This window comes from Pararhodospirillum oryzae (assembly GCF_007992075.1).
GTDB lineage: Bacteria > Pseudomonadota > Alphaproteobacteria > Rhodospirillales > Rhodospirillaceae > Pararhodospirillum > Pararhodospirillum oryzae.
On record NZ_BJZO01000042.1, the window covers coordinates 1 to 14,262 of the forward strand.

Below are 14,262 nucleotides of genomic sequence, written 5' to 3' on the forward strand. Positions count from 1 at the left end.
AGGGGGGAGAGGGGGTGGAGAAGGAGGGGAAGAGGGGGGTGGAAAGGGAGGGGGAGAGGGAGCGAAAGGAGAGCGAAAGGAGGCGCGCGAGGAACCGGAGGCGGGAAACTTTTGCCCTGGCGACGACATGGTGTAGGATGCGCGACCCGCCGCCGGGGTCGATCGCCGGCTTCTTGTGCCGGCCCCGGCGGGCGCGACGGGCTCCTTGATCTTCCCGGCCTGCTCGACCAGACGTCAGAGTCGATGCCCGGGAGGGGCTTTGTCTGCTCTTTCGGGGGCCGGGGCGGGGGTCTGCCCGACCTGGTTTTTCCTACCTTCCGAACCGATGACACGAGGGAATCCCCATGCCGACGTCCGCTGCGCTCCTTGAGGGAAAAAAGGGGCTTGTTCTTGGGGTCGCCAACGACCGCTCGATTGCCTGGGGTATCGCCAAGGCCGCTCACGAGAACGGCGCGCGCATGGCGTTCACCTATCAAGGTGACGCCCTTTTGAAGCGCATCAAGCCCCTGATTGATACCCTGGGCGAGGGCAACGTGCTGATGCCGTGCGACGTCACCAGCGACGCCGACATGGATGCCGTGTTCGCCAGCCTCAAGGAACAATGGGGCACCATCGATTTCGTGGTCCATGCCGTGGCCTTCTCCGACAAGGAGCAGCTGAAGGGTCACTACAAGGACACCACGCGCGACAACTTCCGCCAGACCATGGACATCTCGGTGTTCTCGTTCACCGACGTGGCCCGGCGCGCGTCCGCGATCATGAACGACGGCGGGTCGATGATCACGCTCACCTATTACGGCGCCGAGCGGGTGATGCCCCATTACAATGTCATGGGCGTGGCCAAGGCCGCCTTGGAAGCCAGCGTGCGCTACCTGGCCGCCGACCTGGGCGAGCGGGGCATCCGCGTGAACGCGATCTCGGCCGGTCCGATCAAGACCCTGGCCGCCATGGGCATCGGCGATTTCCGCCATATCCTGAAATGGAACGAGTTCAACAGCCCCTTGCAGCGCAACGTGTCGATCGACGACGTGGGCGGCTCGGGCCTGTACCTGCTTTCCGATCTGTCGAAGGGCGTGACCGGCGAGGTCCACCACGTCGACAGCGGCTATCACACGGTGGGCATGCTCAACATGAACAGCGTGGCCGAGGTGGCCGACCTGCTGGCGTCGATCAAGAAGGAGTAGGCGCCGTCATGGCCGGGGATAGCTTCGGAACGCTCTTTCGCTACACCACCTTCGGCGAAAGCCACGGGCCGGCCCTGGGCTGCGTGGTCGAGGGGACCCCTCCGGGGGTGCCCCTCGACCCGGCGCGGATCCAGCACGACCTGGACCGGCGCAAACCCGGCCAGTCCCGCTTCACCACCCAGCGCCGCGAGGACGACGCGGTGGAAGTGCTGTCGGGGGTGTTCGAGGGCCACACCACGGGCACCGCGATCGGTCTTTTGATTCGCAACACCGATCAACGCTCGCACGACTACGGGGCCATCGCCCGCCAGTTCCGGCCCGGACACGCCGATTACACCTATTGGGCCAAGTACGGCCGGCGCGATTATCGCGGGGGCGGACGCTCCAGCGCCCGCGAAACCGCCATGCGGGTGGCCGCCGGCGCGGTGGCCCGCGCCGCGCTGACCCATCTTCTGGGGCCCAAGGCGGTGGTGCGCGCCGCCGTGGTCGAGATCGGGGGCGTGGCCGCTGATCCCGCCCGCTGGGACTGGGACGAACCCGCGCGCAACCCCTTTTTCGCGCCCGATCCCGAGATCGTGCCGGTGTGGGAAGCCCTGCTCGACGACGTGCGCAAGCAGGGCTCCAGCGTGGGCGCGGTGGTCGCGGTGGAGGCCCTGGGCCTGCCCGTGGGCCTGGGCGAGCCGGTGATTGACCGTCTGGACGCCGACCTGGCCAAGGCCCTGATGAGCATCAACGCCGTCAAGGGGGTGGAAATCGGCGATGGGTTCGCCGCCGCCCGGCTGCGCGGCGAGGAAAACGCCGATGCCCTGGAACCCGATGGCCAGGGCGGCGTGCGCTTTCGCTCCAATCACGCGGGCGGCATCCTGGGCGGCATTTCCACCGGCCAGCCGGTGACGGCCCGCCTGGCCTTGAAGCCGACCAGCTCGATCCTCATCCCGGGGGATAGCGTGGACGTCGACGGGGCCCCGATCCAGGTGGTCACGCGCGGGCGTCACGATCCGTGCGTGGGCATTCGCGCGGTGCCGGTGGCCGAGGCCATGGTGGCGATCACCGTCCTTGATCACCTGCTGCGGTTTCGCGGCCAGTGCGGGGCGGCGATCCCGGGGGCGTGACGCCAGGCGGGTCGCTTTTGGGGGCCTGGCGCCTTGAAAGCGACCCGGCCGGAAGGGAAACTCCCTTATTGAAGCGGGAGATCCCTTTCTTGCTGCCTGGGCCCAGGCCTTTTCGCGGTTCCAACCGGCGATCAGGTTCCCGCGCGGGCACCCTTTTTCCCTGACCCGAGTGGAGAGACACATGCGGTTTTTCGGCAAGGCTCTGGTGGCATTGCTGGCCACGCTGGGCCTTCTGACCTGCTTGGCGGCGGGGATGGGCGCCCTTGCCCTCTCGCGCCTTGCGGATTCGCGCGAGCCCTTGCCCGATCAACTGGTGCTGACCCTTGCCGTGGACGGGCCGATGTCCGAGGCGGCCGGCGACCAGACCGCGCGCGCCTTGATGGCCGGCCTGACCGGGCAAGGCGAGGGCCTGGGGCTTTTCGAGACCGTGCGGGCCCTGAGGGCGGCGGCCCGGGATCCCAAGGTCGATGGCCTTCTGGTTCATTTGGGCGGGACGCCCCTGGGCATGGCCCAGGCCCAGGAACTGCGCGACGCCATCCACGCCTTTCGCGCCACCGGCAAGCCGGCCCTGGTGTTTTCCGAAACCCTGGGCGAGTTCGGGGGCGGCACCATTCCCTATTACCTGGCGGCGGCCTTTGATCAGGTCTGGGTGCAGCCGTCGGGGATGATCGCGGCCACCGGGTTTTCCCTGCGCCAGCCCTTCGCGCGCGGGCTGCTCGACCGCTTCGGGATCGTGCCCGAGTTCGAAACCCGCAAGGACTTCAAGAACGCGGCCAGCGCGTTGACCGACCATGCCCTGACTCCGCCCGCCCGTGTTGCCCTTGACGCCGTGGTCCAGGGCTGGATGGGGCAGGTGGTGGCCGGGGTCGCCGCCGACCGGGGCCTGGAACCGGCCCGGGTTCAGGCCCTGATCGATCAGGCGCCCCTGCTGGCCGAGGCCGCGCGCGAGGCCGGCCTGGTCGACCGTCTGGGCTACGTCGACGAGGTGGAAGAGGCGATGACCCAGGCCAGCGGGACCCCGACCCGCGTGAGCCTGGGCGAGTACGCCGCCGATCTCGCCCACCGCCCGCCGGTGCCCGGCGCCCGAAAGGTCGCCTACCTCGCGGCCAGCGGTCCGGTGGTGATCGGCGATGGACACAAGGGCCCCTTCGACGAAGAGGAAATCGACGGCCGGGCGCTGGCGGCGGCCATCGACAAGGTGGTCGAAAATCCGGGCGTGGCGGGGATCGTGCTGCGCCTCGATTCCCCGGGTGGATCCTATGTCGGCTCGGACGTGGTGTGGCGGGCGATCGCCCGGGCGCGGGGGCGGGGCATGCCCATCATCGCGTCGATGGGCGACGTGGCTGCGTCGGGGGGATACTTCATCGCCATGGGGGCCAACCGGATCGTCGCCCAGCCCGGCACCCTGACCGGCTCGATTGGCGTCCTGGCCGGCAAGGTCAGTTTCGGCAAGGCCAGCGCCGACCTGGGCGTGACCTGGGATGGCGTGTCGGCGGGGCGCAATGCCGCGTTCCTGTCTCCGGTCGACGCCTTCGACGCCCCGGGCCGCGAGCGGCTGAACGCCATGCTGGATGCCATCTATGCCGATTTCACAGGCAAGGCGGCGCGCGCGCGCAACCTGTCGCCGGCGGCGATGGAGGCCGCGGCGCAAGGCCGGGTGTGGACGGGGGCCGATGCGCAGGCGCGCGGGCTGGTCGACAGCCTGGGCGGGGTGGAGCAGGCCCTGGCCCTGGTGCGCGTCGAGGCGGGGTTAAGCTCGGATACGCCTCTTGAGATTACCCCGGTCACCCCGGGTACCCCGGGCGCGTGGTTCTTGCGCCTGCTGGCACGGGTGGACGGCGTTCGGGCCGTGGCTGCCCTGGTGCGCGAAGGCGCGGCCCTTGAAGCCCGGCTGGGGCCGTGGCTGGACGCGGTTGGGGTGACCGAGCCGGGGGTGCTCCGGATGCCCCCGCTGGAGCGATAAGGCTCCTGGGGAAACGCCAGGGAACCGGAGCCTCGCGCGCCCGATTCCCTGGTGGTCCGGGGCCCGCGCCCCTTTTGGATCTTGTCCGGGGCTCGCGCCCCTTTTGGATCTTGTCCGGGGCTCGCGCCCCTTTGGACCTGTCCGGGGCTCGCGCCCCTTTGGACCTGTCCGGGGCTCGCGCCCCTTGGGGGGGGGGGCGCGCGCTCCGGGTGGGGTCAGCGCCCCAGGGCCGTGGCCAGGGCGGTGATCACCGCGCGCTGGTGGTCGGCGGGGAGCTGGGGGTAAACGGGCAGGGCCACCGCCTGGGCCACGGCCTGGCGGGCCACCGGCGCGTTGGCGTCCGAAAGGTCGGCGTCGCCGAACGGGGCGCACGCCTCGGCCCCCAGGCCCAGCGCGGTCAGCGCGGCCCGTGCCGCCTGCGGCTGGGATACCCGGATGACATAGCGGCAATAGGCGTGGGTGGCGTTCGAACGCTCGGTTGGCACGATGATGCCCAGGGGAGCCAGGGCGGTATCGTAGCGCAGGGCAATCGACTGCCGGCGCAAGATGGCCCCATCCACCGAGCGCAGCTGAGCCCGCAAGACCGCCGCTTGCAGCGCATCAAGGGGACAATCGAACACCTGGTCGCGCATGTGACGCAAGCTGGCCTCGATTTCGGGGCTGGTGCTGGTGACAAGGCCGGCCCGGCCCAGCGCGCCGAGCGAGCGCTCGGGGCCAAAGCAAAAAGCGGCGGTCAGCCCGGTGCAGCCCACCCGCCGGCCATCGAGCGCCGCGCCCACGGCGTCGGTGCAGTCCTCGACCAGGGCGAGGCCGTGCCCGGCGCACAGGGCCCCCAGCGCGGCCAGGTCGGCGGGATGGCCATCGCGGTGGGTGGCCAGCACGGCGCGGGGCATGGCCTGGCTCCTCTCTCCCCCGGCCAGCAGGGCCTTCAGGGCCTGGGGCGCCAGGGTCAAGGTTTCCGGCTCCACGTCGACGCGCACGGGGATGGCGCCAATGCGCACCAGGGCCGCGAGGGGAGCCGGTCCCGCCAGGGCATCGACCACAACCCTGGCGCCAGGCTCGACGCCGGCCGCGCGCAAGGCCAGGGCCAAGGCGTCGGTACCACTTGCAACACCAACGGCGGTATTTACGCCAAGCCAGCGTGCGAATGCCGCTTCAAAGGCGTCTACCTCTGGTCCCAGAACGAGGGCGGGCGCTTCCAGGACTCGGGCAATCGCTTGCCGAACCTCGCCCTTGTTTTCGTTAAGGGCGGCAAGACGGTCGGCGAGCTTGACGCAAAGGTTCGGGTTCACGGACTCTTCTTTCCTTGAGGTATGATACGGTAGGCGTCGGGAGGCTATGCGCACACGCCTGCCGGGGTAAAGAGGAACCTTGACCGTCGCTTTTACTCGCAGTTGAAATGGACAAGATGCCATGAAGCCCGCCGACGCCGCGTCTCCCGCTGAGGTCTTAAGTCCACACCAAGCGGATGAAGAGAGACTTATGGCTCCGTCGGGAGCGTTGACGACAACTCCGGCGTGGCCGTTGACGGGGCGGCCGGGACGGCCCACCGACATGCCTTTCGTGCTCCGGCAGGAGGCCCGGCCCGAGGTCGCCGGGCTTCTTCAGCCCTGGGCGCACGATCGCCATGGGCGGGCGATGGACGATCCGGACTACCAATACGTTTTTTTTCAAGACCAGGATGACCGGTTGATGGGATACGTCATCCTGGGTGGGTTGATCGGGTCCAACGGGTGCATTGAATTGGTGCGTCTGGTGGCCGCCACACCGCGCCGGGGCATCGGGCGGGCGATGCTGCGCGCCATCATGGCGCATGTGTTCGATTCCCTGGCCGCGAATCGATTGTGGGTTTCGTTGTTCTCCGACAACACAGCGGCCCGGCACTTGTTCGCCGGGGCCGGTTTCGTGCTGGAAGGGAAATTGCGTGAAGCGGTGCGGGGGGCGGAGGGGTTCCGCTCGCTGACGCTCATGGGCATGCTGGCGCGGGAGTATCCGAGCGTCGGGCGGACTCCTGGCGACGAGCGCGCGCCTCCATGAGGCCGGCCGCCTCGGCCACGACCCCCGACCAGTCCCCCAGGCGGGTCTGGCGCAGCAGCGTGAGCGAGGGGTACCAGGCACAGGCCTGCCCCTGAATCCCCCAACGCCAGTCGCAATGCGCCGCCAGCAGCACAAGACCCGGGCGCCCCAGCGCGCCGGCAAGGTGGGCCACGCTGGTGTCGGTGGTGATCACCAGGTCCAGGGCCATGAGCACGGCGGCGGTGGCGCCGTAGTCGGCGAGCAGGGGCGCAAGGTCGGTGATCGGCAGGCCCGCCCCGGGCAGGGCGCGGGCGGGGTCGCCCAGTTGCAGGCTGTAAAGACACACGCCGGGCACGGTCGCCAGGGGCGCGAAGGCGGCCAGCGGCGCGGCGCGCACCGCGTTTTCGACAAAGGCCGGGTTGCCCGACCAGCACACGCCCACGCGCAGGGGAGGCGGGCCGGGCTGGCTGGCGGGGGCGGCGGGCAGGACGGCGGGCGGCGGACAGGGCAGATAGGGAAACGTGCACGCGGGCAACTGTCCGGCCGTCAGCCCCAGGCGCTGGGGCAGGCTGAAGGCCCGTACCTGAAAATCGGCACCCTGGGCCAGAAGCGTCTCGGGCTCGCCATAGGGAACGACGGCCGCGACCCCGCTCACCCCGGCCAGCGGACCGGCAAGCCCCGGCGGCGCCTCGACCACCACCCGCGCCCCCTGGGCGGCGAGGGCGGGCAGGAAGCGCGCCATCTGGATCATGTCGCCGGCGCCCTGTTCGGCCAGGACAAGAAGCGTGCGTCCGGCCAGGGGCTGGGTGGTCCAGGGCGGCACGGGGGGATCGACAAACGGCCAACCCGGGCGGCGGGTGCGCCATTCCCACTCGGCGAACCCTTCCGGATAGCGGCCCTGGGCCAGCAGGACCGAGGCCCGGTTCCAGTGGGCATCCGCGAGGGTGGGGGTGAGGCGCACGGCGCGCTCGTGCAGGCGCAAGGCGTGATCAAGGTTGCCCTGGCGTCGGCGCAGCCATCCCAGGTTGGTGGTGGCCCCGGCGTGGGCGGGATCGTGGCACACGGCGGCCCGCAGCCACTGTTCCCCGGCCTCGACCTCGCCCGTCCGGATCAGGAGGGTGCCCAGGGGATGGAACGCCGCGCCATCCTGCCCCAGGCGGGCGGCGCGCGTGTACCAGGGGCGCGCCTGCGCCGGATGGTCCTGCTCATCGTGGGCCCGGGCCAGGTTGAACACGGTGTCGGCCCGGGCCGGGTCCCGGGCCAGGGCGCCCTGCCATGCCACGATGGCCTGCGCCTGGTGTCCGGCGCCGAGCAGGGCAACCCCCAGGTTGTGCCAGGCGGCCGGATCGGCGCTGGCCCGCTCCAGGGCACGACGAAACAGCAAGGCGGCCTCGGCGGCGCGGCCGGCCTGAAGCTCGGCCGCGCCCAGCACGCCCAACAAGCCCGGATGCCCGGGATCGTGGCGCAGCCCGAGCCGGGCCAGGGCACCCGCGCGGGATCCGTCGCCATCGGCCCAGGCCCGATGCGCGCGGTGGTGGAGGTCTTCGATCAGGTCGGCCAGGGCATCCATGGCCGCCAGGGTGCCAGGAAGGGGAGCGGGAGACAAGAGCACCCCCGGGGCGCTTCCGGGATGGCTCGCCCCCCCGGGGATCGGCTACACCAAAGGTCCGGAATAACACGAGGGCGAAACACAGGGAGGCGGTCATGGGAGCGGTGGAAGTGCTGGTGGCGCGGGCCGATGCCCTGGCCGGAGGGGGCGCCCTGGCCGAGGCCTGCGACGTGTACCGGGTGGCGCTGGACCGCGATCCCCGGCATGGCCCGGCCCTGGCCGGCCTGGGGCGCGCCTTGTTGGGCCGGGGGGCGCCGGCGTCGGCGGCCTGCGTGCTGCGCCTGGCGGCGGCGGCGGCGCCCGAGCGCCTGGACGTGACCGCCGATCTGGCCCTGGCGCTGGCCCGAAGCGGCGACGCGGCCGGCGCCCTGGCGGTGGCCCTGGAGATGCCCCCCACGGCCGGGGTTCTGGGCTTTCGCGCCGAGCGCCTGGAAGAGCTGGGCCGGCGCGACGAAGCCCTCGCCGGGCTGACGGCGGCCCGGCTTCTCCATCCCCACGAGGCCGCGTTGCACCGCTGCCACGCCGTGCTGGCGCGTCGGGCCGGGCAGAACGACGTGGCGGCGGCCGCGTGGCGGGCCTTGCTGGCGGTCGATTCCGGTGACGCGCGCGCTTGGTCGAGCCTGGGCGGCGTGCTGGAAGCCCTGGGCGAGGAAAACGAGGCCCGCGAGGCCATGCGGGTGGCGCTGGCGCTGGATCCCAGCCTGGCCGACAGCCTGTACAACTGGGCGCATGTCCTGATCGGGCGCGACCAGTTGGAGGAGGCCTTGCCCTGGAGCCGGCGCGCGGCCCGGCTGGCGCCCGCGTGTGGTTATATCCAGACCAATCTGGGGGTGTGCCTGCTGGGCCTGGGAAGGGTGGACGCGGCGGTGGCCGCCCACCGCCGCGCCGTGGCCCTGGACCCCGGCGATGCCGAGGCGGCCTATGACCTGGCGTGGGCCTTGCTGACCGCCGGCGACTGGGGCGCGGGATGGCGGTTTCACGAAGCCCGCTGGCGCCTGGCCCGCTTCACCAGCCCGCGCCCGCCGCTGCCCATGCCCGCCTGGGACGGCCGGCCGCTCCCTGGGAACGCAACCTTGTTCCTGCACGCCGAGCAGGGCCTGGGCGATGCCTTGATGATGGCCCGCCTGATCGCACCGGCCCGCGCCCGCGCCCGCGCCCGCCGGGTGGTGGTGGAATGCCCGGCGCCGCTCGCGCGCGTGATGGGGGCGGTGGAAGGCGTGGACGAGGTGCTGGCGCGGGGCGCCCCCGTGCCACCGGCCGACGCGCACCTGCCCTTGATGTCGCTGCCCCACCGCCTGGGGGTGACGCTGGACGTTCTTCCCGGCGCGGTGCCCTGGATTCACCTGCCCGGGGAACAGCCACCCGCGCCCGCCGCTCTTCCGGTCCCCGATGCGCTCCGGGTGGGCCTGGTGTGGGCCGGATCGCCCGACAACGCCATGGACCGCTGGCGCAGTTGTCCGGCCGGGGCCCTGGGGCCCCTGCTCGCGGTTCCGGGGATCCATTGGGTCAACCTGCAACTGGGGCCTCGCGCCCGGGACCTGCCCGGCCTGCCTCCCGCCCTGGCCGAGGGCGGGGACCTGGCCGAAACCGCCCGGACCCTGGCGACGCTGGATCTGGTCGTGGGAGTCGATACGGCGGTGATCCATCTGGCCGGGGCCCTGGGACGGCCGGCGTGGGTGTTGCTGGCGTTCGCGGCCGATTTTCGCTGGCTGCGCGCAGGCGAAACCAGCCCGTGGTATCCGTCCTTGCGTCTGTTCCGCCAGACCAGCCGGGGCGACTGGCCGGGATTGATCGATCAGGTTGCCGAAACCCTGGCCGCCGCGCGACACGCCAGACTGGAACAGGGAAGGGAGATGTGGTAACGTAGTCTTAAGGCCCCATCGTCCTTTCCGGAATGCCGAAAGGCGTGGGCATGAACGCGCCAGGGCCGGCAGAACGCCGGAGGAGGACAGCATGGTGGACACCGTAATGACACCGCTGACGGCCGGTAGCCTGACCACCGGCTCGTATCAGCAGGTCGCCTTGGATAATCTGGTCGCCCGGGCGCAAGAAGACATCCAGAAGAAACAAACCAAGCTGGAAGCCACGTTCGACGCCAAGGCGGCGGCGATCGACGCGGAAAGCGAGCGCTACATCAAGTTGAGCTCGGGCGTCAAGAATGCCCAGGTGGCCATGGACAACGGGTTGGAAAGCATCAACAAGATTTCCGACCTGTTGAGCAAGATGAGCGCGGCCCTGGGCGGGATCGAATCCTCGTTCAACGATACCGGCGAGGTTTCCCAGTACTGGGTCAATCAGTACAACGACGCGTTGCGGCAGATCAACGTGACCGCCGACCTGTACGGCGCTTCGTTCAATCCGGTGGGGCGGGTGCAAGACCGCATGACCTGGGAACCGAACGACATCTCGTTCAATCCCAACTTCACCTCGACCACCACCACCCTCAACGGCGTGTACGCGGGGGCGGATTTCCGCATCGAGGTGACCGACGCCGGAACCGGCCAAACCTCCTACTGGATTCCCGACCTGGGCTCGTCGACCCTCACCGAGTACACCAGCTACAATACCCAACACCCCACGGAGAGCGATGGCATCGGTGAAACGGTGTCGCTGCTCAATGGCATCAAGAGCGTTCAGGACAACGGCGATGGAACCGTGACCTTGACCGCCTTCATCAATGGTGCCGAGGAGAGTATCACGGGAAAGATGGTGACGGGCGGCCTGGGGCTCACGGGGTCGTGGAACCACGGGAATTTCGGCGTTGTGTCCGAGGGGGACCCCGCGCCCACGGCGGAGGACATCGCGGGCTTCATCCAAGGCGCCATCGAGGAAATTTCCCGTGCGCAAGGAGTGTTGACCGGGGCCAAGGCCCAGATCACCGCCAACATGGCCACGGCCAATTCCGCCCAGGATCGCATCACCGAAAAGACCAAGGCCCTGACCGCCGACCGCAAGGACGCGTTGTACGAGCAGCTGGAAGCGGAAACGGCCTTGCAGCAGGAATACGCCCAGCAGGTGGAAGCCATGCAGCGTAACCTGGATGCCATGTCGACCCAGCAACAGGCTTATCTCAGCGTGTTCGCCAGCACGATCGCGTCGTTTGGCGATAACAACCCGCTTTTTGTCAATCAAACCGTTTAACGAAGCGCGCGTCCCCCCTTCCCGCCGGCCGGGAGAGGTTCCTTGATGAGGAGCCACGTCCGGCTTCCCGGGCAGGGGGGCGCGCCGTGTCCGGTTTCCTTTGGGCGGCTCTCCTTGCGGGGGGCCGTTTTTTCGTGTGCCGGGCCAGGGGGTGCGCGGGGGCGGCCGGCCGGGCAGGGGGCGGGCAAGGCACGGACGGCCCTTCGGGCGGGGAGGCGGGCAGGAATTGCCCGGTCGGGCGGTCAAGGACGCCCCCGTGCGCGAGAACGCCGTGGAGTCGCGCGGGGACCAGGAAACGAAGGATTTTTGGATTTTGTTGACTCCTAAGGGGTTATAACAAAGGGGATCGGGTCTGGCACGTTGTTTGCTGGGAAATTGAAGCCTGGACAGGGCCGATCGCGACCCGCGTGGCCTGGAAGCAAGATGTCCGGGGAATGGGCAACGAGGAAAGCCGACCATGGACCTGCACAGCATCATCGCTTCGACGCTGAGAATCGGCGCCACGACCGATGCGTCGACGACGGGGACGTCCAGCTCTTCGGCGTCGTCCGGGTCGACGGCAACGGGCGACTTTGCCGCCTTGCTCAAGCGTCACAAAACGTCCATCGACACCGACACGATCACCACCGAGTTTTCCCGAACCCTGATCCAGAACCTGGATGCCCAGGCCGACTCCCACGACGCGGCCGCCGCGTCGGCGTCGGCGGATCGGCCCGAGGCCAAGGATCACGACAAGCGCGACCGGGTCGAGCGTCGCGACGAACGCGAGGACAAGGATCCCGCCGACGAAACCGAAGCGACCCAGGACAGCGATCGTCCCCGTCGCGAGGCGCAACCCGCCCCTTCCGCGCCGCCCGTGACACCGCCGCCCGCCGAGGCAACGGCTCCGGCTCCGACCACGCAGACCGCGACCGAGCCCGCCACGCCGGCCGTCCCGGCCCCGACCCAGCCGGTGGCCGCGACCACAACGCCGGGGGTGGTCCCGGTCGTGCCCGTGGCGCCGGAAACGGAAGGGGTCGACGTCGCGGCCCCGGTTGTTCCCGAGACTCCGGTCGCGGCTGGTGGCACCGGAGCCGGCGACGCCGCCGACGCGGCGGCGCGCGCGGCGCTGCAAGCCCAGCAGAACGCGCAAAGCGCGGCGGCGCGCGCCGATGCGCAGGCGGCGGCCCAGGCTCCCGTCCAGGCCCAGCAAACGCCGACGGATCCCACGGCCCAGGCCCAGGCGGCCACGCCCCAGGTTCCGCAACAGCAGGCCCGCGCGCCCCAGCCCTCGGCCACGGCCCAGGATCAGGCGGCGCAGATGGCCCGCAACCTGGATCCCGACAGCGCGGTGGACGTGCGCGTGCGCGTGACCCAGACCGGAACGGCCGACGCCCGCGCGCCTCAGGGCCAGTCCCTGGCGATGGAAGCGCAGCGCGCGGTGGCGCCAACCGGCGACACCAGCGCCGACATGGGGGGCTTCGGCCAGCAACAGGGCTGGCGGGGTGGCACGGGTGGCTCGGCCACCCAGACCCCGATCCAGCAGGCCCAGGCCCAGTTGCGCGATCCGTCCGCCACCCTTCAGAACGGCGAGGCGCAAGGCGGCGAGGCGGCCGGGGGTGACGACGCGGCCCTGAGCCAGGCCGCCGCGCGCGGCGCGCAGGCCGGCGCAAGCACCGCGCGGCCGCTGTTCACCCTGGCCAGCGCCTCCTCGGCCACGACCCCCACCCCGACTCCCACGACGTCAACCGGCCTGACGGGCACCGGGACGGGGGCGGGGACGGCGGCGGGAACCCAGGCTTCCCAGACCACGGCGACCACCCAGGCGGCGGCCCAGACCCGCGCCCCGGACCCGGTTCCGCAAACCGCCCAGACCCAGGCCCAAACCGCGACGCGCGCGACCGCCCGGGCCGAGGAACCCGCGCGCACGCCCCGCCAGCCCTCGCCCGAGGCGCAGCGGGTCATGGATCAGGTCAAGGTCAACATCAGCAAGGCCCTGGACCGGGGCATCGACCAGATTTCCGTGCAGCTGACGCCAAAGGCGCTGGGCCGGATCGAGGTCAAGATGGAGATCAACCAGCACACCGGCCATGTGCAGGCCACCGTGGTCGCCGACAAGGCCGATACCCTGGACATGCTGCGTTCCGACCAGCGCGGTCTGGAGCGGGCCTTGCAGGACGCCGGTCTGAAAACCGACTCCGGCAGTCTCAGCTTCGGCCTGCGTGGCGGCAGCCAGGGCCAGGCCGGCCAGACCCAGCGTGACGCCCGTTCCTTCCAGAACGGGGCGTCGGGAGTGGCGGGCGTGGCCGATGGCGAGGACAGCCTGTCAAGCGAAACCAGTACCCCCGAGGCCCAGCGGGCCAACCGGGCGGCCGCCCGGGGAGGCGTGGACGTGCGGGTCTGATCGACCCCGGTTTGCCCGTCCCTCCCTTTATCCTTTGGCCATAAGGACCCCGGACCATGACCAGCGCCGTTGACAACACCTCGTCTTCCACCGCCGCCAAGACCCAGTCGAGCGTGTCGCGCACCCAGTTGGCCGGCGACATGGACACCTTCATGAAACTGCTGGTGTCGCAGCTCAAGAACCAGGACCCGCTGTCACCGATGGACAGCACCGAGTTCACCAACCAGCTGGTGCAGTTCGCCCAGGTGGAACAGCAGATCAACACCAACGCCAATATCGAAAGCCTGCTGGGCGTCAGCGCCAACAACCAGGCGGCGCTGGCCGTGGGCTATCTGGGCAAGTACGTGGAAGCCGAATCCACCGCTGTTTCCCTGCAAGATGGCAAGGGGGTGTTCTGTTACGGTCTCAAGGACGCCGCGACCTCGGTCAGCGTGTCGTTGTACGACAGCGACGGCACGCGGGTGAAAACCTTCACCGGCGAAACCACGGCCGGCCTGCACAAGGTGGTGTGGGATGGGATGGACGACGACGGCGAGGCCCTGGACGACGGCGTGTACACCATCTCGGTCACCGCCACCCATCAACTGACCGGCTCGGTGGAAACCTGGACCACGGCCCTGGGCCAGGTCACGGGCGTGGCCACCGACACCTCGGGGGGCACCACCTTGGCCATGGGCTCGGGCAGCGTGGACCTGACCAACGTACTGGGCGTGTTCGATACCCTGCCCATTGACGATGCCCAGACCACTTCGGGCGACACGGTTGACGACACCACCGAGTCCGCCGACGCTTGATGACCTTTAGCGCCCTTTGGGGCTGACAAGACCCCCGGTGTCATCGAGCCAACGAAGACC

At 70.1% G+C, this 14,262-nt stretch carries 10 protein-coding genes; 8 read left to right on the forward strand and 2 right to left on the reverse strand.

Features of this window, described 5'->3' with window-relative positions:
* The first annotated feature begins 344 nt into the window (after positions 1-344).
* The 3 genes from fabI to ROR02_RS08745 all read left to right on the forward strand — a co-directional run bounded on the left by fabI (position 345) and on the right by ROR02_RS08745 (position 4,259).
* Positions 345-1,184 (forward strand): enoyl-ACP reductase FabI, encoded by an 840-nt coding sequence (gene fabI, locus ROR02_RS08735; RefSeq protein ID WP_147163643.1) that lies wholly within the window; start codon positions 345-347, stop codon positions 1,182-1,184.
* Between the two features lie 8 nt (positions 1,185-1,192).
* Positions 1,193-2,296 carry a chorismate synthase gene (gene aroC / locus ROR02_RS08740; RefSeq protein WP_147163644.1) on the forward strand — a complete coding sequence of 368 codons (1,104 nt, stop codon included), beginning with the start codon at positions 1,193-1,195 and terminating at the stop codon, positions 2,294-2,296.
* A 181-nt stretch (positions 2,297-2,477) separates the two neighbouring features.
* The gene (locus ROR02_RS08745) at positions 2,478-4,259 is read left to right on the forward strand and encodes a S49 family peptidase (RefSeq protein ID WP_147163645.1); all 1,782 of its coding nucleotides are present in this window, start codon (positions 2,478-2,480) and stop codon (positions 4,257-4,259) included.
* A 215-nt stretch (positions 4,260-4,474) separates the two neighbouring features.
* On the opposite strand, the gene ROR02_RS08750 is transcribed toward ROR02_RS08745, so the two are convergent.
* A complete protein-coding gene (locus ROR02_RS08750) occupies positions 4,475-5,551 on the reverse strand; it encodes a DegT/DnrJ/EryC1/StrS family aminotransferase (RefSeq protein WP_170245043.1) in 1,077 nt (358 codons plus the stop codon).
* Positions 5,552-5,813: 262 nt separating this feature from the next.
* Between ROR02_RS08750 and ROR02_RS08755 the strand changes: the two genes are divergently transcribed.
* Complete coding sequence (locus tag ROR02_RS08755; RefSeq protein WP_147163647.1) at positions 5,814-6,296, forward strand: GNAT family N-acetyltransferase; 483 nt, start codon at positions 5,814-5,816, stop codon at positions 6,294-6,296.
* Here ROR02_RS08755 and ROR02_RS08760 read toward each other — a convergent pair.
* Entirely contained in the window at positions 6,226-7,887 is a 1,662-nt protein-coding gene (locus ROR02_RS08760) for a tetratricopeptide repeat protein (RefSeq protein WP_246135473.1), read from the reverse strand. The two genes, ROR02_RS08755 and ROR02_RS08760, sit on opposite strands and share 71 nt — an antisense overlap.
* A 92-nt stretch (positions 7,888-7,979) precedes the next feature.
* Between ROR02_RS08760 and ROR02_RS08765 the strand changes: the two genes are divergently transcribed.
* From ROR02_RS08765 to ROR02_RS08780, 4 genes are all read left to right on the forward strand, one after another.
* Positions 7,980-9,746 carry a tetratricopeptide repeat protein gene (locus ROR02_RS08765; RefSeq protein ID WP_147163648.1) on the forward strand — a complete coding sequence of 589 codons (1,767 nt, stop codon included), beginning with the start codon at positions 7,980-7,982 and terminating at the stop codon, positions 9,744-9,746.
* 91 nt (positions 9,747-9,837) lie between these two features.
* Positions 9,838-11,025 carry a hypothetical protein gene (locus ROR02_RS08770; protein WP_147163649.1) on the forward strand — a complete coding sequence of 396 codons (1,188 nt, stop codon included), beginning with the start codon at positions 9,838-9,840 and terminating at the stop codon, positions 11,023-11,025.
* Between the two features lie 457 nt (positions 11,026-11,482).
* Positions 11,483-13,408, forward strand: coding sequence for a flagellar hook-length control protein FliK (locus ROR02_RS08775; RefSeq protein ID WP_147163650.1), 1,926 nt, complete (start codon positions 11,483-11,485; stop codon positions 13,406-13,408).
* Between the two features lie 56 nt (positions 13,409-13,464).
* Positions 13,465-14,202, forward strand: coding sequence for a flagellar hook assembly protein FlgD (locus tag ROR02_RS08780; protein WP_147163651.1), 738 nt, complete (start codon positions 13,465-13,467; stop codon positions 14,200-14,202).
* The last annotated feature ends 60 nt before the right edge of the window (positions 14,203-14,262 follow it).